The organism is Pseudomonas sp. URMO17WK12:I9, from assembly GCF_900230165.1.
Taxonomy (GTDB): domain Bacteria; phylum Pseudomonadota; class Gammaproteobacteria; order Pseudomonadales; family Pseudomonadaceae; genus Aquipseudomonas; species Aquipseudomonas fulva.
Genome location: NZ_OCMQ01000002.1, coordinates 214,722 through 237,381, shown reverse-complemented (window position 1 = coordinate 237,381; position 22,660 = coordinate 214,722). Strand labels below are relative to the sequence as shown.

The following is a 22,660-nucleotide window of genomic DNA, read 5'->3' as shown; positions in this document are numbered from 1 at the left end:
AGTTAGCCCCGTTGCCAAAGTGCGTAATGCACCTGTCCGGTTTTCTTCTCCCGGTGCAGTCGCCAGTTGGCAGGTAGCTGCAAGGTCGACGGAGCCGCTTCGCTCTCGGTATATACCCACGCTTGCTCGCTCAGCCACTGGTTCTGTTCGAGCAGGTTGCAGGTGTCTGCCAGCAACTGCTGATGAAAAGGTGGGTCCAGGAATACCAGGTCGAATTGCTTTTTGGCAGGGCCTTGCAGATAGCGCAAGGCATCGGTCTGAAGGATCTGCCCCCGTGGACAGCGCAGGATCTCGAGGTTGTGCTTGAGGTTGGCGATGGCGGCAGAATTGCTGTCCAGTGCCACGGCATCCTCGGCCCCGCGAGACAGGGCCTCCAGTACCAACGCCCCGCTGCCGGTGAAGGCGTCGAGCACGTGCGCGCCCTCAATATAGGGGGCCAGCCAGTTGAAAACCGTCTCGCGTACCCGGTCAGGTGTAGGGCGCAAGCCCTCACCATCGGGCACGGCCAGACGACGGCTGCGCCATTGGCCCGCGATGATGCGCAGGTGGCCCTGGCCCTTGCTCTGGCCCGGTTGCTGGCGGGCGGGAGGGTTGGATCTTGGCATTAGTGCTCCGGTACCCCGAGCGGTTGCCCGGAGGGTTTGTCAGTAGGGGCTGGCAGTGGCTTCTGCGGCACCTTCGGACCGACTGTGACGATGACCAGCTTGTCGGCGGACAAATGCTTGTTCATGGCGTCCTTGACCTGTTCGACGGTCAGGGCCTGGGACTGCTGCATGAAGTCTTCCAGCCAGCTCAATGGCAGGTTGTAGAAGCCGATGGCGCCCAGTTGCCCGACGATGCTGGCATTGCTCGCATTGGAAAGCGGGAAGCTTCCAGCCAGCTCGCGCTTGGCATCGTCCAGTTCCTGCTGGGTAGGGCCGCTGCGCAGATAGTCGGCCAGAATACCCTGAACCAGCTTCAATGTCCCTTCGCTGAGTTCGGCGCGGGTTTGCAGGTTGATCATGAACGGGCCGCGCACTTGCATCGGGCTGAAGGCCGAATAGACACCGTAGGTCAGACCGCGCTTTTCACGCACCTCACTCATCAGCCGCGTGCCGAACGCGCCGCCACCGAGGATCTGATTGCCCAGTGACAAGGCTGGCCAATCCTTGTCCTGGCGATCGATACCCAGCTCTGCGAGCATCAGGTGTGTCTGTTGGGACGGAAACTCGATGTGGGTGAAGCCTGCCTTGGGCGCTGTCGGCTGGGCTGGGGCAGGCAAGGCCGGGCCTTTGGGCAGGCCGGCTGAAACCTGCGCGGCAATTGCCTCGGCTTCGCTGCGGTTCAGGTCGCCCACCAGTGCAATGACGGCATTGCCCGGTGTGTAAGCCTTGGCATGAAACGCACGCAACTGCTCAAGGGTAATGCCGGTGATGCTTTGCGGTGTCCCATCGCTGGGATGCGCATAAGGGTGTTCGCCGTACAGGTGGGTGAACAGCGTCTTGCCTGCAAGCTTGCCGGGGTTCTGCTTATCGTACTCGAAGCCGGCCAGCATCTGGTTCTTGAGCCGTTTGAGCGCCTCGTCCGGGAAGGTGGGCTTGCCTGTGACCTCGGTAAACAGCTTCAAGGCCGGTTCGCGCTTGTCCTTGGCACTGAGGCTACGTAGCGAAGCGACGGCCATGTCGCGGTACGAGCCGTTGCCGAAATCCGCCCCAAGGCCCTCGAAGCCTTGGGCGATGGCAGTCACATCCTTGCCCTTTACGCCTTCGTTGAGCATGGCGTTGGTCAGGGCCGCCAGGCCTGGTGTGTCACCGTCCTGGCTGCTGCCGGCGGCGAAGGTCACGCGCAGGTCGAACATCGGGAGCTCGCGGGCCTCGACGAACAGCACCCGCGCGCCTTCAGCCGTATTCCAGTGCTGGATGTTCAGCTGGCGGGTGGTGGGCGCCTTGCCGTCAAGCTCGGCCAGGGACTGTAGCGTGTTGGCCTGCCGGGCTTGTGCATTGCCAGCCTTGGCAGCGTCCTCGGCCAGTGCCGGTACGGCCAGCGCAGCCGTCAATGCCCAGGTACAGATACCCGTAGCCAGCCAGTGGGGACGATGCAAGCGACGGTCACTCATGAGCGGACTCCTCGGGCAGTACATGGGCAACGCTCAGGCGTTCGCGGGTGAAATAGGTACGGGCAGCTTGCTGGATGTCCTGAGGGGTAACGCGCTTGAGTTCGTCCAGCTCGCTGTCGATCAACTTCCAGGACAGGCCGACGGTTTCCAGCTGGCCGATGGTGGTTGCCTGGCTGCTGATCGAGTCGCGGTCATACACCAGCCCGGCGATGACCTGGGCGCGCACGCGCTCGAGCTCTTCTGCCGTCGGCGGTGTGGTCTTGAGTTCATCCAGCAGTTGCCAGATGCCCTTTTCCACGTCTGCCAGGGTTTTTTGTTTCTGCACGTTGGGCGTGGCTGAAATCAGGAACAGGCTGTCGCCGCGCGTGAAGGCGTTGTAGCTGGACGAGGCCCCGGCCACCAGCTCCTGCCCGCGCTCCAGTCGTGCGGGCATGCGTGCACTGTAGCCGCCATCAAGCAAGGCCGAGATCAGGCGCAAGGCATGCACCGTGCGAGGGTCCTGGGCCGTGGGCAGGCCAGGTACGTTGAAGCCGTAGATCAGGCTCGGCAGCTGGGTGCGCACGTGCAGGGTCAGCTGTCGCTGGCCGGGCTCTGCCAGCTCCAGCGGCAGCTTGGCCGCAGGTGTGTCCCGGCGAGGAATAGCGCCGAAGTACTTCTGGGCCAGGCCCTTGACTTCGTCGGCGGTAACATCGCCCACCACCACGAGCGTGGCGTTGTTGGGTGCGTACCACGAGGTGTACCAGTGGCGCAGCTCCTCGACTTTCATGCGCTCCAGGTCAGCCATCCAGCCGATGGTTGGGGTGTGGTAGCCGCTGGCCGGGTAGGCCATGGCACGAAACAGCTCGAACGCCTTGGCATTGGGCTGGTCGTCGGTGCGCAGGCGGCGCTCTTCCTTGATGACCTCGATTTCACGGCTGAACTCGTCGGCCGGCAGACGCAGGCTGGCCAGGCGATCGGCCTCCAGCTCGAAGGCGACCGGCAAGCGATCGCGCGCCAGCACCTGATAGTAGGCGGTGTAGTCGTCGCTGGTGAACGCGTTCTCTTCGGCGCCCAAATCCCGCAGGATGCGCGAGGCTTCGCCAGGGCCGACCTTGGCACTGCCCTTGAACATCATGTGCTCGAGCGCATGCGAAAGGCCGGTCTGGCCAGGCGTCTCGTAGCTGGAGCCGACCTTGTACCAGATCTGCGAGACCACCACCGGGGCGCGATGGTCTTCGCGCACGACCACTTTGAGGCCGTTATCCAGGATGAATTCGTGAGTGGGTTGCACATCGGCGGCGAAGGCCGCAAGCGGGAGGCACAGCGTGCCGAGCAACAGGCCAGCGGCGCGGCGGGCTAGAGCATTCATACGGTGTTTAACCTGTTCGGCGGCCCGCTGGGTTTAGCGTCGGCAGGCCAGGAGGTGCTAGGATACTGATCCGGTTGCCTGGCGACCATGCCTGTCGCCGTTCTGGCCTGCAGGACATCAAGACAAAACGTTGCGCATGAACCAGCCGGCTTCTAGATAGTCTGTTCTGCGTAGAAAGAATTCCTGATGCGCCCTAGCGGGCCATCGCTACCCTGAGATAGCCGTCTTCCATGTTTGGTTCCAACGACGACAAAAAAGCGCCGGCCGAGGCTGGCGAGAAGAAAGGCCTGTTCGGCTGGTTCCGCAAGAAGCCGCAGCCACCTGCGCAAGCGGACGTGCCGACGGAAAAATCCCCTGCTGTCCAAGCGCCCGCGCCAGCGACACCCGATCAAACGGATGGGCCTGCACCGCTGCCCGAGCAAGCTGCCCCGGCCGTAGCGCCGACTGCGGAGCCGACACCCCCAGTTCAGGTGACGCCTGCGCCCTTGCCCGAGGTCGCTGTGCCCGTGGCACCCGCGCCGGTCGCCGACCCTGCACCGCACGTGCCTGCACCTGCACCTGCACCAACGCCTGCTGCTGTGCCTGAAGTGGAAGTTCCTGCCCCCGTGAGCAACCTGGTGCTGCCGGTTGCAGAAGAACCCGTGGCGCTGGTGCCCGATCTGCAAGCCAAGGCGCCACCAGTGATTCCGGATCGCCCGGCGCCTGCGCCGGCAGTCCAGCCCGTTGCAGAGCCGGCCAAGGTCGATTTGCACATCGAGACCGAGGCTGCCCCGTCCGTCGAAGCCGCTCAATCCGAGCCTGTGAAAGCAGGCTTTTTCGCCCGCCTCAAGCAGGGGTTGTCCAAGACCAGCGCCAGCATTGGCGAAGGCATGGCCAGCCTGTTCCTGGGCAAGAAAGTCATCGATGACGATTTGCTCGACGAGATCGAGACCCGCCTGCTGACCGCTGACGTCGGCGTGGAGGCCACGTCCACCATCGTTCAGAACCTGACGCAGAAGGTGGCCCGCAAGCAGCTGGCCGACGCCGACGCGCTGTACAAGTCCTTGCAGGAAGAGCTGGCCGCGTTGCTCAGGCCTGTCGAGCAGCCGATGGTCGTGGCGGCGCAGAACAAGCCTTATGTGATCCTGGTGGTAGGCGTCAATGGCGCCGGCAAGACCACCACCATCGGCAAGCTGGCCAAGAAGCTGCAGATGGAAGGCAAGAAAGTGATGCTGGCTGCAGGCGATACCTTCCGGGCCGCAGCGGTCGAGCAGTTGCAGGTGTGGGGTGAGCGTAACCGCATCCCGGTGATCGCGCAGCACACCGGCGCCGATTCCGCCTCGGTGATCTTCGACGCGGTGCAGGCAGCCAAGGCCAGGGGCGTGGATGTGCTGATCGCCGACACTGCCGGGCGCCTGCACACCAAGGACAACCTGATGGAGGAGCTGAAGAAGGTCCGCCGCGTCATCGGCAAGCTCGATCCCGATGCGCCGCACGAAGTGCTGCTGGTGCTCGACGCCGGTACCGGCCAGAACGCCATCAGCCAGGCCAAGTATTTCCACCAGAGCGTGGAGCTGACCGGCCTTGCGCTCACCAAGCTCGACGGTACCGCCAAGGGTGGTGTCATCTTCGCCCTGGCCAAGCAATTCAAGCTGCCTATCCGGTTCATCGGTGTCGGTGAGGGGATCGATGACCTGCGCACCTTTGAAGCCGAGCCGTTCGTCAAGGCCCTGTTCGCCGAGCGAGACTGACCATGATTCGATTCGAACAGGTTGCCAAGCGCTACCCCAACGGCCATGTGGGGCTGCACGAGCTGAGTTTCCGGGCGCGTCGGGGCGAATTCCTGTTCGTCACCGGGCATTCGGGTGCAGGTAAAAGTACGCTGCTGCGCCTGCTGCTGGCCATGGAGCGTCCTACCAGCGGCAAACTGATGCTGGCCGGGCAGGACCTGGGTCAGATCAGCAATTCGCAGATCCCGTTCCTGCGCCGCCAGATAGGCGTGGTGTTCCAGAACCACCAGTTGCTGTTCGACCGCACGGTCTTCAACAACATTGCCTTGCCCCTGCAGATACTGGGCTTGTCCAAGGCCGAGATCGCCAAGCGCGTGGACTCGGCGCTGGAGCGGGTGTCTCTGGTCGACAAAGGTGAGTTGTACCCTGCCGACTTGTCGACCGGCCAACAGCAGCGCGTGGGTATCGCCCGCGCCATCGTGCACCAGCCAGCCTTGCTGCTGGCCGACGAGCCAACCGGCAACCTCGACCCGCGCCTGGCCGCAGAGATCATGGGTGTTTTCGAAGACATCAACCGACTGGGCACAACGGTCTTGATCGCCAGCCACGACCTGGCCCTGATCGCGCGCATGCGTCACCGCATGTTGACCTTGCAGCGCGGCCGTTTGATCGGCGACGGGGAGGCCGGACAATGAGCACCACACGTTCACCAAAAGTTTCCGAGCGCGTCGCGCCCAAGCCTGCCGACCCCCAGCCTGCCAAGAAGCGTGGTGCAGGCGCCGACGATGACGGCCCGGACCTGCGTACCCTTATGCACGCCTGGCTTGAAAGCCATCGCGCCAGCCTGGCGGACAGCTTGCGGCGACTGGGCAAGCAACCCATTGGCAGCTTCTTCACCTGCATGGTGATGGCCGTGGCGCTGAGCATGCCCATGGGGCTGTCATTGCTGCTCAAGAACGTCGAGCAATTGGGCGGGTCCTGGCAGCGCGCCGCGCAAATCTCCCTGTACCTCAAGCTCGATGCCAACAGTCGTGACGGCGAGGCGTTGCGCGATGAAATCAAGGGCATGCCGGGCGTAGCAGAGGCGCAGTATGTGAGTCGCGAGCAGGCACTGCAGGAGTTCCAGCAGCAATCGGGCCTCGGCGAGGCGCTGCGAGAGTTGCCCGACAACCCACTGCCCGGCGTGGTCGTGGTGACCCCGACCGAAGTCGACAAGCCGGCTCTGGAAGCGCTGCGTCAGCGCCTGTCCGAGTTGCCGCGCGTCGATGTGGCGCAGCTGGACCTGGTATGGGTCGAGCGACTGGCGGCCATCCTCAAGCTTGGGGACCGGTTCGTATTCGGGCTGGCCGTCATGCTGATTTCCGCGCTGCTCTTAGTAATTGGTAACACAATTCGTCTACATATCGAGAACCGCCGTGTCGAGATCGAGGTGATCAAGCTGGTGGGGGGCACCGATGCCTACGTACGCCGGCCTTTCCTGTACATGGGGGCCTTGTACGGCCTGGGTGCGGGCCTGTTGGCCTGGGCTATCCTGGCGTTTGGCCTAGGGTGGCTGAACGAGGCCGTGGTGAGCCTTTCTGGTCTGTATGGCAGCGATTTTGCCTTGGGTGGCGTACCGGCCTCCGATGGTCTTTCGCTCTTGATCGGAGCGGTGCTGTTGGGGTATATCGGTGCATGGATTGCAGTCGCCCGCCACTTGAACGAGCTGGCGCCGCGATAGTTTTTATTTGCCAGCATTGGCCTGGGCGCGCCCGTTGGAACTTGTACCTGGGCCCCAGGTCTATGTAGGCAGCGCCTGAAAAGCGCGAGTTCAGTAAGTCGGAGGTTCTTTAATGACCACATCGTTGCAACCTGCGTATGCCCTGGTACCCGGTGCAAACCTGGAGTCCTACGTGCATACGGTCAACAGCATCCCGCTGCTGACTGTCGAGCAGGAGCGGGATCTGGCTGAGCGTCTCTATTACGAGCAGGACCTCGAAGCTGCTCGGCAAATGGTAATGGCCCACCTGCGGTTCGTCGTGCACATCGCCCGCAGCTATGCCGGTTATGGGCTGGCCCAGGCCGACCTGATCCAGGAAGGCAACGTCGGCCTGATGAAGGCCGTCAAGCGATTCAACCCGGAAATGGGCGTGCGCCTGGTGTCGTTCGCCGTGCACTGGATCAAGGCCGAAATCCACGAGTTCATCCTGCGCAACTGGCGCATCGTCAAGGTGGCGACCACCAAGGCCCAGCGCAAGCTGTTCTTCAACCTGCGCAGCCAGAAAAAGCGTCTGGCCTGGTTGAACAACGACGAAGTGCATCGGGTTGCCGAAAGCCTGGGGGTCGAGCCTCGTGAAGTACGCGAGATGGAAAGCCGTCTGAGCGGTCACGACATGGCGTTCGATCCGGCGGCCGAAGCCGACGACGACAGTGCCTTCCAGTCGCCAGCGCATTACCTGGAAGACCACCGTTACGACCCGGCGGTACAACTTGAAGACGCAGACTGGAGCGACAACTCCACCAGCAACCTTCATGAAGCCCTGCAGGGCCTGGATGACCGTAGCCGGGATATTCTGTACCAGCGCTGGTTGGCCGAAGAGAAAGCCACCCTGCATGAGCTGGCCGAGAAATACAGCGTGTCGGCCGAGCGTATTCGCCAGCTGGAGAAGAACGCGATGAACAAGGTCAAGGCCTTGATCGCTGCCTGATCGTTCTCTGTTCGACAAAAAGCCGCTGCCCTGCAAGGGGACAGCGGCTTTTTCATGCCTGCTCTGTATGCGGTGACAGGCTCAGGGCCTGCGTGATGTGTCCAGTTGCATCAGGTAGCTGGGCCCGCCCAGCTGGCTCATCTGGCGGCGAATCCAGCTCGCGCGGCTGGCCACGTAGGTGCTTGGCTTGCCAGCATTCCACTTGAGGGGGCTGGGCAGCACGGCGGCCAGTTGTGCGGCTTGCTGCCGGCTGAGTTGACTGGCTTCCACGCCAAAGTGATAGCGAGCGGCTGCCTGGGCACCGAATACCCCTTGGCCCCACTCGGCACTGTTGAGGTAGACCTCGAGAATGCGCTGCTTGGTCCAGAACAGTTCCATCAAGCCAGTGAACCATGCTTCCAGACCCTTGCGCAGCCAGCTACGCCCTGGCCACAGGAACAGGTTCTTGGCCACCTGTTGGGTCAGGGTGCTGGCGCCGCGCACGTTACCGCCACGCTCGTTGAAGGCCAGGGCTGCCTGGATGGCGGGTATGTCGAAGCCCCAGTGGCTGGCGAATTTCTGGTCTTCACCGGCAATGACAGCCACCTTGAGGTCATCGGAGATATGGTCCCAACTCACCCATTCGCGCTGCAGGTCAATCGGTTCGCCGCTTACCCACGATTGCACCTTACGCTCGAGCATCAACGCCGTGCCGGGCGGAGGTACCCAGCGAAACACCAGGACCAGCACGATACTCACGGCGGCAAACCAGAGCAGAGCGCGCAGAAGACGTCGGAGAAGGTTTCGCAGCATAGGGTGGCTTGGCCGGACGTTGGGGAAGGGCCATTATACAGACCCGATTCGAGGAGTCGTCCCATGCTTCGCAGCTTCCTGATGCTTGCCGCTTTTTTCGGTTTTACCGGCGTGGCCCTGGGCGCCTTTGCAGCCCACGGCCTGAAAAATCGACTCAGCGCTGACTACCTGGCTATTTTCCACACCGGAGTCACCTACCAACTGGTTCACGCGCTGGCGCTGTTTGGCGTGGCATTGCTGGCGGTCCATCTGCCTGGCCGGCTGGTGGGTTGGGCCGGTTATCTGTTCGTGCTGGGTATCGTGCTGTTCTCCGGCAGCCTGTACCTGCTGACACTGACGGGCATCAGCAAGCTGGGCATGATCACGCCCATCGGCGGCCTGTGCTTCCTGGCAGGGTGGCTCTGCCTAGGGCTCGCCGCATGGCGACTGGGCTGACCGCCCAGTCCACATTAACGACTAATGGCGTGCGGTGGCCTTGGGTTGCGCGGCCTTTCGGCGCTAGAATGCGGGCCCCAAAGAACAATGGTGGCCGTGAGCATGCGTATCCAACTGAACGGTGAACCCTACGAATTGCCTGCTGGCGAAAGCGTCGCTGGGCTACTAGCACGCCTTGAGCTGGCTGGCCGCCGCGTGGCGGTTGAGCTGAATCAGGACATCGTGCCGCGCAGTCAGCATGACACCACCGCGCTGAGAGATGGCGACCAGGTCGAAGTGGTGCACGCCATCGGTGGCGGCTGACCGCTGTCGGCAACCCAACCGCAGGCCCAGCAACCTTTTCCCGAGGAACAACGATGAGCAACGTTCGCAGCGACAAGCCCTTCACCCTGGCCGGGCGCACCTTCCAGTCGCGCCTGCTGGTAGGCACCGGCAAGTACCGTGACATGGAGCAAACCCGCCAGGCCATCGAGGCCTCGGGTGCCGAGATCGTGACTGTCGCGGTGCGCCGCACGAACATTGGTCAGAACCCGGGCGAGCCGAACCTGCTGGACGTACTGCCGCCGGACCGCTACACCATTCTGCCCAATACTGCCGGCTGCTATGACGCCGTCGAGGCGGTGCGCACCTGCCGTCTGGCCCGGGAGCTGCTCGATGGGCACAACCTGGTCAAGCTGGAGGTGCTGGCCGACCAGAAAACCCTGTTCCCCAACGTGATCGAAACCCTCAAGGCCGCCGAAGTGCTCGTCAAGGATGGCTTCGACGTGATGGTCTACACCAGCGACGACCCGATCATCGCCCGCCAGCTGGCCGAAGCCGGCTGTATCGCCGTCATGCCCCTGGCTGGCCTGATCGGTACGGGGCTTGGCATCTGCAATCCTTACAACCTGCAGATCATCCTCGAAGAATCCAAGGTACCGGTACTGGTGGATGCTGGCGTAGGCACTGCCTCCGACGCCACCATCGCCATGGAAATGGGCTGCGAGGCGGTACTGATGAACTCGGCCATCGCCCACGCCCAGCAACCGGTACTGATGGCCGAGGCCATGAAGCACGCCATCGTGGCGGGTCGCATGGCATACCTGGCCGGTCGCATGCCCAAGAAACTCTATGCCAGCGCCTCTTCGCCGCTGGATGGTCTGATCAAGTAAGAGCCCCTGATGACTGATTCACAAGATCTGCCGAACGCCGCCGACGGCGACGCCCGCCCGCACCGCCGCATCAAGAGCTTCGTGATGCGTGCCGGGCGCATGACCGAAGGCCAGCAGCGCGGCCTGGACCAGGGTGGGCCGCTGTACGTCCTGCCGCTGGCGGACAGCCCGGTCGACTATGACCAGGTCTTCGGCCGCTCGGCACCGCGCACGCTGGAAATCGGCTTCGGCATGGGTCACTCCCTGTTGGAAATGGCGGCCGCTGCACCTGAGCAGGACTTCATCGGTGTCGAGGTCCATCGCCCAGGCGTAGGAGCACTGCTCAACGGCGTGCTCACCCAAGGGCTGACCAACCTGCGGGTATATGACTGCGATGCCATCGAAGTGTTGAATCGTTGCGTGGCCGACGACAGCCTCGACCGCCTGATGCTGTTCTTCCCCGACCCTTGGCACAAGGCGCGTCACCACAAGCGTCGCATCGTCCAGCTGGAGTTCGCCGAGTTGGTCCGGCGCAAGCTCAAGCCAGGCGGCGTGTTCCACATGGCCACGGACTGGGAACCCTATGCCGAGTACATGCTGGAAGTGTTGAATGCAGCCCCTGGCTATCGTAACCAGGCAGCGGACGGTACCTACGTGCCGCGCCCAAGCGAGCGGCCGATCACCAAGTTCGAACGCCGCGGCGAGCGCTTGGGCCATGGTGTGTGGGACCTGAAATTCGAAAAGACCGCGTGAGGCGATGAACCGTACGCTGTGCTGATAGACAAAAAACCGCCTCGAAAGGGCGGTTTTTTTGGTTGCTGAGCCGCTAGGCGGCCTTACGCTGAAGCATTGCGCATAAGGCGCCTGGACTGCTACAGCTTCAGCCGCGACGATCCGCTACCACACCGATCAGCGCCAAGACCACCAGCAGCACAGGCGCCAACGCGTAGTTGTTGAACTGGCTCAGCCCCTTCAGGACCCAAGGTGTGGCGTAGATCAAGGCCGCGCCGCTGCCGATCATCACCAGCAATGCCATCAGCGGTACCCGCAGGGCCCCTGTCAGCCCTCCCAGGCGCTGTTCAGCCCAGGCCTTGATGTCCGTCCCGAACAGCACCAGCAGACAGCCTACCAACGCCAGAGAAATTTCCGACAAGTTGCTGCGGCTCCAGCGGGAAATCGTCGCGAGCAGGTCGAGTACCAAATCCATGGGTCATCCTTAGGTCAAGAAATACTGCAGCAAGTCATTGAGGAACAGTTGGCCCCTGGGCGTTGCCACCAGTCGATCCGGTTCGACCTGCAAAAGCCCTCTTTGTTCTGCAAGGCGACGGGCTTGGGCCAGCCGTGCGAGCGGCAATCCCGTGCGCTCGGTGAACAGCTGCGCTTCCACACCCTGGGTCAGGCGCAGCGCGTTCATCAGGAACTCGAAGGGCAATTCGTCATCGGGCAACTGTTTTTCGCCGGCCTTGAACGGCTTGGCCAGGTTCAGGTAGTCCTTGGGCAACCGGGTTTTCCAGGTGCGTACGATGCGCCCGTCGGCGTAGGTGAGCTTGCCATGGGCGCCGGCACCGATACCGATGAAGTCCCCGAAGCGCCAGTAGTTGAGGTTGTGGCGAGCAGCGCGCTCGGGCTGGGCGTAGGCAGACACCTCGTACTGGCCAAACCCGTTGGCCGCCATCAGGCCCTGGCCGGCCTCCTGAATGTCCCAGAGGATATCGTCCTCGGGCAGCTCGGGCGGCTGGTTCCAGAATACGGTGTTGGGTTCTACCGTCAGCTGATACCAGGACAGGTGCGTGGGCCCAAGCTCAATTGCCTGACGCAGATCGCCCAGGGCGTCGTCCATCGTTTGGTCGGGCAAGCCGTGCATCAGGTCCATGTTGAAGTTGTCGAAGCCTGCGGCCCTTGCCATGCCAGCGGCGCGGATCGCTTCCTCGCCGTTGTGGATGCGGCCCAGTGCTTGCAGCTTGGCCGGTTGGAAACTCTGCACGCCAATGGACAGGCGGTTGATGCCGGTCTGGCGATAGGCCTTGAACTTGTCCTGTTCGAACGTTCCCGGGTTGGCTTCCAGGGTGATCTCGATGTCCGAAGCGAACGGGATGCGTTGCTCGACGCCGCGCAGCAACCGGCCCAGGGCATCGGCGCTGAACAGGCTGGGTGTGCCACCACCGAAGAAGATCGAGGTGATGACGCGGCCCTGGACTGCGGCCAGTTCCTGATCAAGGTCGGTCAGCAGCGCCGCCACGTAGGCCGTTTCGGGCAGTTCAGGCCCGGCGGCATGGGAATTGAAGTCGCAGTAGGGGCATTTGCGCACGCACCACGGGATATGGATGTACAACGCCAACGGCGGCAGCTGGCTGATGCCGGGTGCCTGGATGAGCGGCGACGTCAGGGTCATGCCAGGCCCAGACGTTGACGCAGCAGCGCCATGGCGCGGGCACGGTGGCTGATCTGGTTCTTGTCAGCCGGGGTCAGGTCGGCGCTTGAGCAATCACGTTCTGGCACCCAGAACAGCGGGTCGTAACCAAAACCATGTTCGCCGCTCGCCTTGAACAGGATGCTGCCCTGCCACAGGCCTTCGCACAGGATTGGCAGCGGATCATCGGCGTGACGCACCAGCGCCAAGACGCAGACGAACTGCGCAGTGCGCTCGGCCTGCGGCACGTTCTTCAGCGCGTCGAGCAACTTGGCGTTGTTGGCGGCATCGCCCTGGCCATCGGCATAACGCGCCGAGTAGATGCCCGGTGCACCGCCCAGGCAGTCCACGGCCAGACCAGAATCGTCCGCCAAGGCGGGGAGCCCGGAAATACGCGCGGCATTGCGGGCCTTCAAGATGGCGTTCTCGACGAACGACAGACCGGTTTCTTCCGGCTCGACCTGGCTGAATTCGCCGATCGATCGCAATTGCACGGATTGACCGAGCATCGCCTGCAGTTCCTTGAGTTTGCCGGCGTTATGGCTGGCCAATACGAGTTGCTGGAAATTCATCATTCGCCTGGGAAAACGTCCTGGTTGAAGCTGAAGGAGTGACTGACACCACCGGCTTGGACGCCTAGCTCGAAGACGACGGTCTCAGGTTGTTCGATCGTGAATTGGGCGACGTACGACGCGGTGCCGTGGTCGGTCACCTGCTTGAAGGCCAGGGGCTGCTTGCGCCCGGTCAGGTCCTTGACCGCGCCGCTGACCACGGCCGTAATCGGCTTGCCGTCTCTGAGTACGGTAAGGCTCAGCACGCCCTGGTGACGGCTGCGGACCAGCCCCGTGGCCGCTGCGACCTGCGGGGTGAGCATGCTCGAGGTGAACGCGCCGTAGTGCACCGTGATATCGCCAAATACTTCTTTGCGAGCAGCGCGTGCAGTATCGGCTGCCAGTACTGGCAACGCCAGACACAGGCCGATCAAAAGCAGGGCAAGGCGACGCATGGCGCAGATTCTCCTGGGTCAGACCGCGACTTGATGTGCCTGCAGGCCGGGGCTGCTGACGCGGTAGATACCGATTTCGCCAAGCAGGTTGGGCCACAGCCGGCCGCCCAGGCCGTTGCGGTGCATATGGTCCACCGCCAGCCGGTCCAGCACCTTGGCCTTGCGCTCGTGAACCAGCTCTTCGAAATCGGCGAAGGTGCAGAAGTGGATGTTGGGGGTGTTGTACCAGGTGTACGGCATGAAGTCCGAGACGGGCATGCGGCCTTTGGTCGCGAGGTACCACCGGCAGCGCCAGTGACCGAAGTTGGGGAAGGTGATGATGCACTGGCGACCGACGCGCAGCATTTCGTCCAGGATGCGGTCGGGGTACTCCACCGCCTGCAAGGCCTGGGTCATGATCACCACGTCGAAACTGTCGCTGGCGAAATTGCCCAGGCCTTTGTCCAGGTCCTGCTCGATGACGTTCACGCCCTTGGCCACGCAGGCGGCGATGTTGTCCCCGTCGATCTCCAGGCCGTAGCCGGTGACCTGCTTGCGGTCGCGCAGCGAAGCCAGCAGCTCGCCGGTACCACAGCCCAGGTCCAGTACCCGGCTGCCGGCGGGAATCCAGTCGTGGATGATTTCCAGATCGGCTCTCATGCTGTCCTCAGATGGCAATGCGGTTCATGTAGTTCGAGAAACCCTGCATGTAGCGAGGCGTGGGAATCAGGAAGGCATCGTGGCCGTAGGGCGAGTCGATTTCCAGGTAGCAGACGTCCTTGCGCGCCGCCATCAGGGCATCGACGATTTCCCGCGAACGGGCCGGCGAGAAGCGCCAGTCGGTAGTGAACGACATGATGCAGTAGCTGGCCTTGACGTGGGCCAGGGTCGCGGCCAGATCGCCGTTGTGAGCCGCAGCCGGGTCGAAGTAGTCCAGGGCCTTGGTCATCAGCAGGTACGTGTTGGCATCGAAGCGCCCGGAGAATTCTTCGCCTTGATAGCGCAGGTAGCTTTCGACCTGGAATTCCACGCTGTGGAAGTCGTAGTTGAGCTTGTCACTCTTGAGCTCGCGGCCGAATTTCTCACCCATCGAGTCATCCGACAGGTAGGTGATATGCCCGACCATGCGTGCCAGCATCAGGCCCCGCTTGGGAATGACGCCCTGGTCCTGGAACGAGCCGCCATGGAACTCGGGGTCGGTGAGAATGGCCTGGCGCGCCACCTCGTTGAATGCGATGTTCTGCGCGGACAGCTTGGGCGCCGAGGCGATATCGACACAATGGCGCACGCGTTCGGGGTAGCTGATGGTCCACTGCAGCGCCTGCATGCCGCCCAAGCTACCACCCACCACGGCTGCCCACTGCGCGATGCCCAGGCGCTCTGCCAGGCGGACCTGGCTGTGAACCCAGTCTTCGACGGTCAGGATCGGGAAGTCGGCGCCATAGGCCTTGCCAGTGGCCGGGTTGATGCTGCTCGGCCCGGTGCTGCCATTGCAGCCACCCAGGTTGTTCAGGCTGACCACGAAGAAGCGATTGGTGTCGATGGGCTTGCCTGGGCCGATGCAGCTGTCCCACCAACCCGGCTTGCGGTCAGTGGTAGCGTGGTAACCCGCGGCATGGTGATGCCCTGACAGGGCATGGCAAATCAGTACCGCATTGCTCGCGCTGGCGTTCAGCGTGCCATAGGTCTCGTAGACCAGCTCATAGCGGTTCAGTGAACGGCCGCAGGCCAGAGCCAGCGGCTCGTCGAACCGGGCGGTCTGGGGTATGACCAGACCGACGGAATCTTCGGGAAAGACAGTGGACATCGACCCTGCTCACGCTTGACGGAGGCGTAAGTCTAAAGAGCACCACCCCCAGCGGCAAGCGAAGGCTTGTCGCCGGGGTGCTGTCGGGTCAGATCATCCGCCACAGCTCTTGCGGCATGCCAGCGTAGGCGGCCAATGGCGGCATGACGAACGACTGGATGACCTGGATGGCCAGGAACGCGAAGATCGGCGAAATATCCAAGCCCCCAAGGTTCGGCACGATACGGCGGAACGGCGCCAGCACCGGCTCGCTGATCTGATACGCAAGCTCGGCCGCCGGGTTGTGGCTGTTGGGCGCTATCCAGGAAACGATCACCATGACGATCATGGCCACCCAGAAGATTTTCAGGAACAGCGAGGTGATACCGATGATGGCCCACAACAGCAGGTGCAGCACATCACCGAAGGTACCGTAGGTCACCATCAGCACGAACCCCATCAGCAGGGCCTGTATGACCACGGCCAACAGCAGCGACGAGGTATCCAGCCCGGCGATGCTGGGTACGATTCGGCGGATCGGCTTGAGCAGCGGCTGGGTCGCGCGCACCGTGAACTGGCTGAGCGGGTTGTAGAAGTTGGCCTTGACCAGTTGCAGCACAAAGCGCAGCAGGACGATCACCAGGTACAGGCTGACCAGGGTTTGCACCACGAAGATCGCGGCGCCGGACAGTGCATTCATCTGAAACTCCTTATTTGCCCAGTTGCTCGGCCAGCTCTGCAGAGCGCGTGGCTGCAGCCCGCAGCGCCTGCTCCACGATGGCCTCGAAGCCACTGGCCTGGAACGATTTGATGGCGGCTTCGGTGGTGCCGGCAGGTGAGGTCACGCGGCGGCGCAATTCGGCGGCATCCACATCGCTGGCAACCGCCATGCGGGCGGCGCCCAGCGCCGTGTGCAAGGTCAACTCGGTGGCGGTCTCACGGGGCAGGCCGAGTTTTTCGCCAGCCGCCGTCATGGCCTCGATCAGCAGGAAGAAATACGCAGGGCCGCTACCGGAGACGGCGGTCACTGCATCCAGTTGTTGTTCCTGTTCGAGCCAGAGCGCCGTCCCTACCGCCGACAACAGTTGCTCGGCCTGCTGGCGCTGCTCGGCCGTGACTTCGGCTGTGGCGTACAGGCCACTGACACCCTGGCGCAGCAGCGACGGCGTGTTCGGCATGCAACGCACCACTGGGCGGCTGCCCACCCAGCTCTGCAGGCTGGCGCAGGTGATACCTGCAGCGATGGACACGATCAGCTGGCCGTCCTTCAGGTCGGCGCGCAAGGCCTGGCACACGGTCTTCATCACCTGCGGCTTGACCGCCAGCACGATCACATCGGCGCCTTCGATGGCCTGTGCGTTGTGCTCGAAGGTTTCGATGCCCTGTTCGGCCTGAAGGCGGGTACGGGTTTCGGCACCGGGGTCGCTGGCGCGGATGTGCGACGCCTCCACGCCCTGGGCACGCAGACCACCGATCAGGCTTGCGGCCATGTTGCCGGCGCCGATAAAGGCAATACGTGTCTTGCTCATGTCAGGTCCTTGTTAGGAAAAGTGAGTTAAGCATGTCATCAAGCGTTGCCGTAGTCGCGGGCACCAAACAGGGCGGTGCCGATACGGACCCAGGTCGCGCCTTGAGCAATTGCAGCTTCCAGGTCATGGCTCATGCCCATGGACAGGGTGTCCAGGCCCAGCCCTAGCGCGTCCTGTAGCTGACGCAACTGGGCGAAGGCGGCTTCCTGGTCGTTGCGATCATCGGTAGGTTCGGGGATTGCCATCAGCCCCCGCAAACGCAGGTTAGGCAGGGCAGCCACGGCCGTCACCAGGGCGGGCAGTTGCGCGGGTGCGCAACCGGCCTTGCTGGCTTCACCGCTGACGTTCACCTGCAGGCAGATGTTAAGCGGCGCCAGGCCAGCTGGGCGCTGTTCTGAAAGGCGTTGGGCGATTTTCAGGCGATCCACGGAGTGCACCCAGTCGAAATGCTCGGCAATGGCCTTGGTCTTGTTCGACTGAATTGGGCCAATGAAGTGCCAGGTCAGAGGCAGGTCGATGAGTTGCTGTTGTTTCGTCAGCGCCTCTTGTAGGTAGTTTTCCCCGAAATCATGCACGCCCGCGGCATGGAGTTCGCGTATGGCGGCGGCCGGCTTGGTTTTGCTGACAGCCAGCAGCCGGACGTCGGCGGGATCACGCCCGGCAGCCTGGGCGCCCCGCGTGATGCGGTCGCGAATCGAGGAAAGGTTGTCTGCTAGGGTGGACATAGATCGACGCCGGCAACTGAAGGTTCGCCGCATTTTACCTGGTTGAAGGCAGATGGGGAGTCTCATGGAGGTGACAGACCTGCTGGCGCTTGCCTTGAAGGCAGGTGCCAGTGACATGCACCTGGCTGCAGGTCAGGCACCGGCGATGCGCGTGCATGGCGTGCTGCAACGCCTGCCGGTACCGATGGCAACGCCGGATGAATTGATGCGAAGCATGGAATCGTTGCTCGATGCCGACCCGTATCGACAGTGGGCTGCCGGTCACGACCTGGACGTGGCACTGGAGCTGCCCGCGCTCGGGCGGTTTCGCGTGAACCTGTTCAGGCAGATGAACGGCCCCGCGCTCACTGTCCGCTTGATCCCCGCACGCATCGCCTGCGCTGAGGCGCTTGGCCTGGGCGAGATCGTCCGAACCACTGGCCGATACCGTGACGGTCTGGTCCTCATAGGCGGGCCGACGGGCAGTGGCAAGACGAGCACATTGGCAGCCCTGCTCGATCAGATGGGCCGCGAGCGTGCGCTGCACATCGTCACCCTCGAGGATCCGATCGAGGTCGTCCATGCCAGCCATCAAGGTGTGGTCAACCAGCGCGAAATCGGCCGCGATTGCTGCAGCTTTGCTCAAGGCCTGCGCAGCGCATTGCGCCAGGACCCCGACGTGATCGTGCTGGGCGAGTTGAGGGACCTGGAGACCATTCGTCTTGCACTGCGTGCCGCCGAAACGGGTCATCTGGTACTGGCAACCGTTCATACACGGTCAGCGGTGAACAGTGTCGACCGGGTGGTGGAGGTATTCCCAGCGCAGGAAAAGCCTTGGGTGCGCGCGATGCTGGCGGACTCGCTGCGAGTGGTTGTGGCGCAAGTGCTGGTCGGCCGGCGGGGCGGGGGCAGGGTAGCGGCGCGAGAAGTGCTGGTGGTGAACGATGCGGCCCGCAACCTGATCCGCGAAGGGCGCATGGCCCAGCTTCATTCGGTGATGCAGACCGGCGCGGCAGAGGGCATGCAAACCCTGGCCGGGGCCATGAAGCAACTTCAAGCGGGCGGGCTGCTCGCCGAGTGATGCAACCCGTGCCGCCGCCCATTACCCAAGGTGGGCAAGTGAGCGGCGGCGCACGAGATTGGGATGAGGTTCGATTAGCGCTTGGCCAGGCTTAGCTGTTGCTTTTCCTTGGGCAGTACACGTTTGGCGACCACGTAGTGTTTCTGCCAGTAGGGCTTGCTCAGGTTATCGATGCTCACCCGCTTGCCGCGACGCGGCGCATGAATGAAGCGGTCATTGCCCAGGTAGATGGCAACATGGTTGACGCGGCGGCTCTTGATGTTGAAGAAGATCAGGTCGCCTGGCTTGAGGTCGCCCTTGGCGACCTTGGTGCCGTGACCGCTGGCCATGGCGCTGGAGGTGCGAGGCAGGTTGACCTCGGCCACGTCGTTGAAGGCGTAGCGAACCAGGCCGCTGCAATCGAACCCTTTTTTCGGGCTGGTGCCGCCCCAAACATAAGGGGTGCCGAGCATGTTGACGGCACGGTCGAGCACAGCGCTGCTTTGCTTGCTCGACGCGGCTGCCACCGTCTTGCCACGCGTGGTGCTGGCAGCGTTGCCAGGACGGGCGTGCAGGGTGGTCTGCTTGATGGGCGTGCGCTTTACCGAAGCGTTGGTGGTGTAGCCGGTAAAGCCGTTGGGAAGACGTTGCTCACGGTTGGTGGCGTGGGCGGCCAGGGGCAATAGTAGGCAGAGGGTCAGCCATGTCTTGATCAAAGGCGGCATAGATGAAGCTCTTATGAATAGTTGTGTGTTGGGCGCGCAACTTTATAACAGCTTTTTGTTCAAATTCTGATCCGTTGGTCGATTCTCGCTTACCATCCGTCGGCCTTGGCGGAAAAAGTCACAACTTTTTTTAGAAAATTTAATCAGCAACCCACGAGGGCCATGCATGAACACTTATCAACAGGGCGCGCCCTTCCATGACACCCACAGCAAGGTGATCGGCTATTTGCTGTGGATCTTCGGCTTCACCGGCTCGCACCGTTTCTACTACGGCAAGCCCATCACCGGGACAATCTGGTTCTTCACCTTCGGGCTGCTGGGCATTGGCTGGCTCATCGACCTGTTCCTGATCCCGGCCATGGACCGCGAAGCCGATCTGCGTTTCCACTCTGGCCGAATCGACTACAACATCGCCTGGATACTGCTGACGTTCCTGGGCATCTTCGGCCTGCACCGCCTTTACCAAGGCAAGTGGATCACCGCCATCATCTATTTCTGCACGGGCGGGTTGTTCCTGGTGGGCGTCTTGTACGACTTCTGGACATTGAACGGGCAGGTGTCCGAGCGCAATGCCGGCCAGCGCTGACCGTCAGACCCTCTGGCGCGGCCTGGACAGGCCGCGCCAACCGCGCTGCACCAAGGCTATTGGCGGGTCTGACGCTGTTGCAGCAGCAGGTTACTGAAGCCTGCGCCTGCCAGTTGCTTCTGGGCCACGGTCAACTGCTCGCGGTTGCTGAACGGCCCGACCAGTACCCGGTACCAGGTTTCGTCCTTCACCGTACCGGACTCCACTTTCACGCTCTGCCCCAGCAGGATGATCTGCGCGCGCACCTTGTCCGCATCGGCCTGCTTGCGGAATGAGCCTGCCTGCAGGAAGAACTGCGTGGTTGCCGCCGGCTTGATCACCGGAGGGGCAGGCGGTGGCGTCTGGCCCAGCAATGCAGCCTGGGCGCGTGCGGTGTCGATCTTGGCGGCCTCTGCCGGGGTCACTGGGGTGACGGGCTGGGCTGGCACAGGTGGCGTTTTCTCGGGCACGGCCTCAGGCGGCACGATGACTTCCGACTCCGGCAGCAAGGTGTAGAAATCGTACTTGGGCTTTACCGGCTGTTGCGGTGTGGCCTGGGTCGACTTCCCGGCTTCGACCGTCTTTTCGGTTTTCTGCTGCTCGGGCTTGGTGCGCTTGATATCGCCGCCACCGGGTTCGAGCTTCATCAGGAACACGATGAACGCACCGATGGTCAGGCCGACTGCAAGCCATACCCAGCCGGGCATGGGCTGCTTGGCGGGCGCCGTCTGGCGACTGGCGCCACGTTTGGGAGCAGGTTTCTTCTTGGCAGCCACCTTACATGCGCTCCAGGGTTTCCAGGCCGAGCAGTTGCAGACCTTGCTTGAGGGTGCGCCCGGTCAGGGCTGCCAGACGCAGGCGGCTTTGTTGCTGCTCGGGCGTCTCGGCAGCCAGGATCGGGCAATTTTCGTAGAAGCTGGAGAACAGGCCTGCCAGGTCGTACAGGTAGCTGCACAAGACGTGCGGCGTACCCTTGTCGGCTACGTTATTGAGAATTTCTCCAAACTGGGCCAGGCGCGCGGCCAGGTCCTGCTCATGAGGCGCTTGCAGCACGATAGTGCCTTCGACTTCGTCAAAGCCCTTGCCCAGCTTGCGGAACACACCGGCCACGCGGGTGTAGGCGTAAAGCAGGTAGGGGGCAGTGTTGCCTTCGAAGTTGAGCATCAGCTCGAAGTTGAAGCTGTAGTCGCTGGTACGGTGCTTGGACAGGTCGGCATATTTCACCGCACCAATGCCCACCACCTCGCCGATGCGACGCAGGTCCTCTTCGGGCAGGCCTGGGTTTTTTTCCTTCACCAGCGCATACGCACGGTCCTTGGCTTCGTTGAGCAGGTCGATCAACTTGACCGTGCCGCCGTCACGCGTCTTGAACGGGCGACCGTCGGCGCCGTTCATGGTGCCGAAGCCCATGTGCTCCATCTGCATGGGGTGGCCCAGGAAGCCGGCGCGGCGAGCGACCTCGAACACCTGGTTGAAGTGCAGCGCCTGGCGTTGGTCGACGAAATACAGGGCGCGATCTGCCTTGAGTACGTTGCTGCGGTAGCGCACCGCGGCAAGGTCCGTGGTTGCGTACAGGTAGCCACCATCGGCCTTCTGCACGATCACGGGGAGCGGTTCGCCCTCGCTGTTCTTGAATTCTTCCAGGAACACGCACTGAGCACCCTGGTCTTCGACCAGCAGGCCTTTGGCCTTGAGTTCGGCAACGACATTGGCCAGGTCATCGTTGTAGGCGCTTTCGCCCATCACGTCGGCCATGGTCAGCTTGACGTTGAGCAGTTCGTAGGTCTTCTGGCAGTGCGACAGCGAGATGTCCTTGAACCGTGTCCACAAGGCCAGGCAGTCCGGGTCGCCCGCCTGCAGCTTGACCACCAGCCCCCGCGCGCGCGTGGCGAAGGCTTCGGATTCGTCGAAGCGCTTCTTGGCCGCACGGTAGAAGTTTTCCAGGTCGGAGAGTTCGTCGCTGGTGATCGGGTTCTCTTCAAGGTAGGCCAGCAGCATGCCGAACTGGGTACCCCAGTCGCCTACATGGTTCTGGCGGATCACTTGATCCCCCAGGAACTCGAGCACCCGCGCCACGCTGTCGCCGATGATGGTCGAGCGCAGGTGGCCGACGTGCATTTCCTTGGCCAGGTTGGGCGCCGACAGGTCGACCACCACTGTCTGCGCTGGGCCAGCCTTGCGCGCGCCAAGCCGGGGATCGTCAAGCGCTGCGTCCAGGCGGGCCGCCAACGCGGCGGTGTTCTGGAAGAAGTTCAGAAAGCCCGGACCTGCGATCTCGACCTTGCTGATGTCGGCGCTGGCCGGCAGGGCCTGGATCAGTTTTTCGGCCAGGTCACGTGGCTTCATGCCGGCCGGCTTGGCCAGCATCATGGCAATGTTGCTGGCGAAATCGCCGTGGGTCTTGTCCCTGGCGTTTTCCACCTGGATCGCCGGCGACAGCCCGTCAGGCAACACACCGTCGTTGACGAGTTGGGTGAGGGCTTGCTGGATCAGCTGGCGAATGGTGTCTTTCATAGGAATCTCTTTTCGACCGCAAGCGCGGCGGGCGCCTGGATGCGCTGGTGGAAAAACTGAGCATTATCCGTGGCTGGGCGCGCGTTGCCAACCTTGGCAGGCATGTGCCGAGGCATGGAGCCGTCTGAAAACCGCCGTTGGGCCCGCCCGCAGCCTTGCCGTTCGCGGCTTGGCGCTTGAAACGTG

At 62.8% G+C, this 22,660-nt stretch carries 26 protein-coding genes; 10 read left to right on the top strand and 16 right to left on the bottom strand.

The window, feature by feature from the left end:
* Positions 1 to 2: 2 nt before the first annotated feature.
* The 3 genes from rsmD to CRP40_RS05710 are packed head-to-tail and all read right to left on the bottom strand — an operon-like array spanning position 3 to position 3,443.
* Entirely contained in the window at positions 3 to 605 is a 603-nt protein-coding gene (rsmD, locus tag CRP40_RS05720; RefSeq protein WP_027913486.1) for a 16S rRNA (guanine(966)-N(2))-methyltransferase RsmD, read from the bottom strand.
* On the bottom strand, positions 605 to 2,095 hold the full coding sequence (locus CRP40_RS05715) for a pitrilysin family protein (protein ID WP_027913487.1): 1,491 nt from the start codon (positions 2,093 to 2,095) through the stop codon (positions 605 to 607). The genes rsmD and CRP40_RS05715 overlap by 1 nt, the downstream gene beginning before the upstream one ends.
* The gene (locus tag CRP40_RS05710) at positions 2,088 to 3,443 is read right to left on the bottom strand and encodes a pitrilysin family protein (RefSeq protein WP_027913488.1); all 1,356 of its coding nucleotides are present in this window, start codon (positions 3,441 to 3,443) and stop codon (positions 2,088 to 2,090) included. The genes CRP40_RS05715 and CRP40_RS05710 overlap by 8 nt, the downstream gene beginning before the upstream one ends.
* Before the next feature lie 230 nt (positions 3,444 to 3,673).
* On the opposite strand from CRP40_RS05710, the gene ftsY reads away from it, so the two are divergent.
* The 4 genes from ftsY to rpoH all read left to right on the top strand — a co-directional run bounded on the left by ftsY (position 3,674) and on the right by rpoH (position 7,839).
* Positions 3,674 to 5,173, top strand: a complete 1,500-nt coding sequence (gene ftsY, locus CRP40_RS05700; protein ID WP_027913489.1) for a signal recognition particle-docking protein FtsY — start codon at positions 3,674 to 3,676, stop codon at positions 5,171 to 5,173.
* A 2-nt stretch (positions 5,174 to 5,175) separates the two neighbouring features.
* Positions 5,176 to 5,847 (top strand): cell division ATP-binding protein FtsE, encoded by a 672-nt coding sequence (gene ftsE / locus CRP40_RS05695; RefSeq protein WP_023532835.1) that lies wholly within the window; start codon positions 5,176 to 5,178, stop codon positions 5,845 to 5,847.
* Entirely contained in the window at positions 5,844 to 6,872 is a 1,029-nt protein-coding gene (gene ftsX, locus CRP40_RS05690; RefSeq protein ID WP_027913490.1) for a permease-like cell division protein FtsX, read from the top strand. Before ftsE ends, ftsX begins: the two co-directional genes overlap by 4 nt.
* Positions 6,873 to 6,984: 112 nt before the next feature.
* Positions 6,985 to 7,839 carry an RNA polymerase sigma factor RpoH gene (gene rpoH / locus CRP40_RS05685; RefSeq protein ID WP_023532728.1) on the top strand — a complete coding sequence of 285 codons (855 nt, stop codon included), beginning with the start codon at positions 6,985 to 6,987 and terminating at the stop codon, positions 7,837 to 7,839.
* A gap of 81 nt (positions 7,840 to 7,920) precedes the next feature.
* Here the strand turns inward: rpoH and mtgA are convergent, their stop codons facing one another.
* Positions 7,921 to 8,631, bottom strand: a complete 711-nt coding sequence (gene mtgA / locus CRP40_RS05680) for a monofunctional biosynthetic peptidoglycan transglycosylase (RefSeq protein WP_027913491.1) — start codon at positions 8,629 to 8,631, stop codon at positions 7,921 to 7,923.
* 63 nt (positions 8,632 to 8,694) lie between these two features.
* On the opposite strand from mtgA, the gene CRP40_RS05675 reads away from it, so the two are divergent.
* The 4 genes from CRP40_RS05675 (at position 8,695) to trmB (ending at position 10,949) form a co-directional block, all read left to right on the top strand.
* Positions 8,695 to 9,066, top strand: a complete 372-nt coding sequence (locus tag CRP40_RS05675) for a DUF423 domain-containing protein (RefSeq protein ID WP_027913492.1) — start codon at positions 8,695 to 8,697, stop codon at positions 9,064 to 9,066.
* Between the two features lie 102 nt (positions 9,067 to 9,168).
* On the top strand, positions 9,169 to 9,369 hold the full coding sequence (gene thiS / locus CRP40_RS05670; protein ID WP_027913493.1) for a sulfur carrier protein ThiS: 201 nt from the start codon (positions 9,169 to 9,171) through the stop codon (positions 9,367 to 9,369).
* Positions 9,370 to 9,422: 53 nt separating this feature from the next.
* The gene (locus CRP40_RS05665; RefSeq protein ID WP_023532295.1) at positions 9,423 to 10,217 is read left to right on the top strand and encodes a thiazole synthase; all 795 of its coding nucleotides are present in this window, start codon (positions 9,423 to 9,425) and stop codon (positions 10,215 to 10,217) included.
* 9 nt (positions 10,218 to 10,226) lie between these two features.
* On the top strand, positions 10,227 to 10,949 hold the full coding sequence (gene trmB / locus CRP40_RS05660; protein ID WP_027913494.1) for a tRNA (guanosine(46)-N7)-methyltransferase TrmB: 723 nt from the start codon (positions 10,227 to 10,229) through the stop codon (positions 10,947 to 10,949).
* A 127-nt stretch (positions 10,950 to 11,076) separates the two neighbouring features.
* Here trmB and CRP40_RS05655 read toward each other — a convergent pair whose 3' ends face one another.
* From CRP40_RS05655 to CRP40_RS05615, 9 genes are all read right to left on the bottom strand, one after another.
* Complete coding sequence (locus CRP40_RS05655) at positions 11,077 to 11,403, bottom strand: DUF3392 domain-containing protein (RefSeq protein WP_023532330.1); 327 nt, start codon at positions 11,401 to 11,403, stop codon at positions 11,077 to 11,079.
* 9 nt (positions 11,404 to 11,412) lie between these two features.
* The gene (gene hemW, locus CRP40_RS05650; protein ID WP_027913495.1) at positions 11,413 to 12,588 is read right to left on the bottom strand and encodes a radical SAM family heme chaperone HemW; all 1,176 of its coding nucleotides are present in this window, start codon (positions 12,586 to 12,588) and stop codon (positions 11,413 to 11,415) included.
* The gene (gene rdgB, locus CRP40_RS05645; RefSeq protein WP_027913496.1) at positions 12,585 to 13,181 is read right to left on the bottom strand and encodes an RdgB/HAM1 family non-canonical purine NTP pyrophosphatase; all 597 of its coding nucleotides are present in this window, start codon (positions 13,179 to 13,181) and stop codon (positions 12,585 to 12,587) included. The genes hemW and rdgB overlap by 4 nt, the downstream gene beginning before the upstream one ends.
* The gene (locus CRP40_RS05640) at positions 13,178 to 13,612 is read right to left on the bottom strand and encodes a DUF4426 domain-containing protein (protein ID WP_027913497.1); all 435 of its coding nucleotides are present in this window, start codon (positions 13,610 to 13,612) and stop codon (positions 13,178 to 13,180) included. Before CRP40_RS05640 ends, rdgB begins: the two co-directional genes overlap by 4 nt.
* Positions 13,613 to 13,630: 18 nt before the next feature.
* Positions 13,631 to 14,251: a methionine biosynthesis protein MetW gene (gene metW, locus CRP40_RS05635; RefSeq protein ID WP_023532733.1), complete on the bottom strand. Its 621-nt coding sequence runs from the start codon at positions 14,249 to 14,251 to the stop codon at positions 13,631 to 13,633.
* A gap of 7 nt (positions 14,252 to 14,258) precedes the next feature.
* A complete protein-coding gene (locus CRP40_RS05630; RefSeq protein WP_027913498.1) occupies positions 14,259 to 15,398 on the bottom strand; it encodes a homoserine O-acetyltransferase in 1,140 nt (379 codons plus the stop codon).
* Between the two features lie 88 nt (positions 15,399 to 15,486).
* Positions 15,487 to 16,077 (bottom strand): YggT family protein, encoded by a 591-nt coding sequence (locus CRP40_RS05625; RefSeq protein WP_023532686.1) that lies wholly within the window; start codon positions 16,075 to 16,077, stop codon positions 15,487 to 15,489.
* A 10-nt stretch (positions 16,078 to 16,087) separates the two neighbouring features.
* Positions 16,088 to 16,906: a pyrroline-5-carboxylate reductase gene (gene proC / locus CRP40_RS05620; protein ID WP_027913499.1), complete on the bottom strand. Its 819-nt coding sequence runs from the start codon at positions 16,904 to 16,906 to the stop codon at positions 16,088 to 16,090.
* A gap of 38 nt (positions 16,907 to 16,944) precedes the next feature.
* Positions 16,945 to 17,631 carry a YggS family pyridoxal phosphate-dependent enzyme gene (locus CRP40_RS05615; RefSeq protein ID WP_027913500.1) on the bottom strand — a complete coding sequence of 229 codons (687 nt, stop codon included), beginning with the start codon at positions 17,629 to 17,631 and terminating at the stop codon, positions 16,945 to 16,947.
* A gap of 64 nt (positions 17,632 to 17,695) precedes the next feature.
* Here CRP40_RS05615 and CRP40_RS05610 point away from each other — a divergent pair, with 64 nt between their 5' ends.
* On the top strand, positions 17,696 to 18,691 hold the full coding sequence (locus tag CRP40_RS05610; RefSeq protein WP_027913501.1) for a PilT/PilU family type 4a pilus ATPase: 996 nt from the start codon (positions 17,696 to 17,698) through the stop codon (positions 18,689 to 18,691).
* Positions 18,692 to 18,765: 74 nt separating this feature from the next.
* Here CRP40_RS05610 and CRP40_RS05605 read toward each other — a convergent pair whose 3' ends face one another.
* On the bottom strand, positions 18,766 to 19,395 hold the full coding sequence (locus tag CRP40_RS05605) for a C40 family peptidase (protein ID WP_027913502.1): 630 nt from the start codon (positions 19,393 to 19,395) through the stop codon (positions 18,766 to 18,768).
* Between the two features lie 166 nt (positions 19,396 to 19,561).
* Between CRP40_RS05605 and CRP40_RS05600 the strand changes: the two genes are divergently transcribed.
* On the top strand, positions 19,562 to 19,981 hold the full coding sequence (locus tag CRP40_RS05600; RefSeq protein ID WP_023532338.1) for a TM2 domain-containing protein: 420 nt from the start codon (positions 19,562 to 19,564) through the stop codon (positions 19,979 to 19,981).
* Positions 19,982 to 20,037: 56 nt separating this feature from the next.
* Here the strand turns inward: CRP40_RS05600 and CRP40_RS05595 are convergent, their stop codons facing one another.
* Both CRP40_RS05595 and argS read right to left on the bottom strand, forming a co-directional pair.
* A complete protein-coding gene (locus CRP40_RS05595) occupies positions 20,038 to 20,736 on the bottom strand; it encodes an SPOR domain-containing protein (RefSeq protein ID WP_023532748.1) in 699 nt (232 codons plus the stop codon).
* 1 nt (position 20,737) lies between these two features.
* The gene (argS, locus tag CRP40_RS05590; RefSeq protein ID WP_027913503.1) at positions 20,738 to 22,474 is read right to left on the bottom strand and encodes an arginine--tRNA ligase; all 1,737 of its coding nucleotides are present in this window, start codon (positions 22,472 to 22,474) and stop codon (positions 20,738 to 20,740) included.
* Between the last annotated feature and the right edge of the window lie 186 nt (positions 22,475 to 22,660).

Excerpts from the sequence above, each read along its gene's own strand:
- rsmD (WP_027913486.1), bottom strand. The coding sequence starts at position 605 with ATGCCAAGATCCAACCCTCCCGCCCGCCAGCAACCGGGCCAGAGCAAG.
- rdgB (WP_027913496.1), bottom strand. The coding sequence starts at position 13,181 with ATGATGAATTTCCAGCAACTCGTATTGGCCAGCCATAACGCCGGCAAA.
- proC (WP_027913499.1), bottom strand. The coding sequence starts at position 16,906 with ATGAGCAAGACACGTATTGCCTTTATCGGCGCCGGCAACATGGCCGCA.
- hemW (WP_027913495.1), bottom strand. The coding sequence starts at position 12,588 with ATGACCCTGACGTCGCCGCTCATCCAGGCACCCGGCATCAGCCAGCTG.
- metW (WP_023532733.1), bottom strand. The coding sequence starts at position 14,251 with ATGAGAGCCGATCTGGAAATCATCCACGACTGGATTCCCGCCGGCAGC.
- CRP40_RS05675 (WP_027913492.1), top strand. The coding sequence starts at position 8,695 with ATGCTTCGCAGCTTCCTGATGCTTGCCGCTTTTTTCGGTTTTACCGGC.
- CRP40_RS05710 (WP_027913488.1), bottom strand. The coding sequence starts at position 3,443 with ATGAATGCTCTAGCCCGCCGCGCCGCTGGCCTGTTGCTCGGCACGCTG.
- mtgA (WP_027913491.1), bottom strand. The coding sequence starts at position 8,631 with ATGCTGCGAAACCTTCTCCGACGTCTTCTGCGCGCTCTGCTCTGGTTT.
- CRP40_RS05605 (WP_027913502.1), bottom strand. The coding sequence starts at position 19,395 with ATGCCGCCTTTGATCAAGACATGGCTGACCCTCTGCCTACTATTGCCC.
- ftsE (WP_023532835.1), top strand. The coding sequence starts at position 5,176 with ATGATTCGATTCGAACAGGTTGCCAAGCGCTACCCCAACGGCCATGTG.
- CRP40_RS05610 (WP_027913501.1), top strand. The coding sequence starts at position 17,696 with ATGGAGGTGACAGACCTGCTGGCGCTTGCCTTGAAGGCAGGTGCCAGT.
- argS (WP_027913503.1), bottom strand. The coding sequence starts at position 22,474 with ATGAAAGACACCATTCGCCAGCTGATCCAGCAAGCCCTCACCCAACTC.
- CRP40_RS05630 (WP_027913498.1), bottom strand. The coding sequence starts at position 15,398 with ATGTCCACTGTCTTTCCCGAAGATTCCGTCGGTCTGGTCATACCCCAG.
- CRP40_RS05665 (WP_023532295.1), top strand. The coding sequence starts at position 9,423 with ATGAGCAACGTTCGCAGCGACAAGCCCTTCACCCTGGCCGGGCGCACC.
- thiS (WP_027913493.1), top strand. The coding sequence starts at position 9,169 with ATGCGTATCCAACTGAACGGTGAACCCTACGAATTGCCTGCTGGCGAA.
- CRP40_RS05615 (WP_027913500.1), bottom strand. The coding sequence starts at position 17,631 with ATGTCCACCCTAGCAGACAACCTTTCCTCGATTCGCGACCGCATCACG.
- ftsY (WP_027913489.1), top strand. The coding sequence starts at position 3,674 with ATGTTTGGTTCCAACGACGACAAAAAAGCGCCGGCCGAGGCTGGCGAG.
- ftsX (WP_027913490.1), top strand. The coding sequence starts at position 5,844 with ATGAGCACCACACGTTCACCAAAAGTTTCCGAGCGCGTCGCGCCCAAG.
- CRP40_RS05625 (WP_023532686.1), bottom strand. The coding sequence starts at position 16,077 with ATGAATGCACTGTCCGGCGCCGCGATCTTCGTGGTGCAAACCCTGGTC.
- CRP40_RS05715 (WP_027913487.1), bottom strand. The coding sequence starts at position 2,095 with ATGAGTGACCGTCGCTTGCATCGTCCCCACTGGCTGGCTACGGGTATC.
- CRP40_RS05640 (WP_027913497.1), bottom strand. The coding sequence starts at position 13,612 with ATGCGTCGCCTTGCCCTGCTTTTGATCGGCCTGTGTCTGGCGTTGCCA.
- rpoH (WP_023532728.1), top strand. The coding sequence starts at position 6,985 with ATGACCACATCGTTGCAACCTGCGTATGCCCTGGTACCCGGTGCAAAC.
- CRP40_RS05655 (WP_023532330.1), bottom strand. The coding sequence starts at position 11,403 with ATGGATTTGGTACTCGACCTGCTCGCGACGATTTCCCGCTGGAGCCGC.
- trmB (WP_027913494.1), top strand. The coding sequence starts at position 10,227 with ATGACTGATTCACAAGATCTGCCGAACGCCGCCGACGGCGACGCCCGC.
- CRP40_RS05600 (WP_023532338.1), top strand. The coding sequence starts at position 19,562 with ATGAACACTTATCAACAGGGCGCGCCCTTCCATGACACCCACAGCAAG.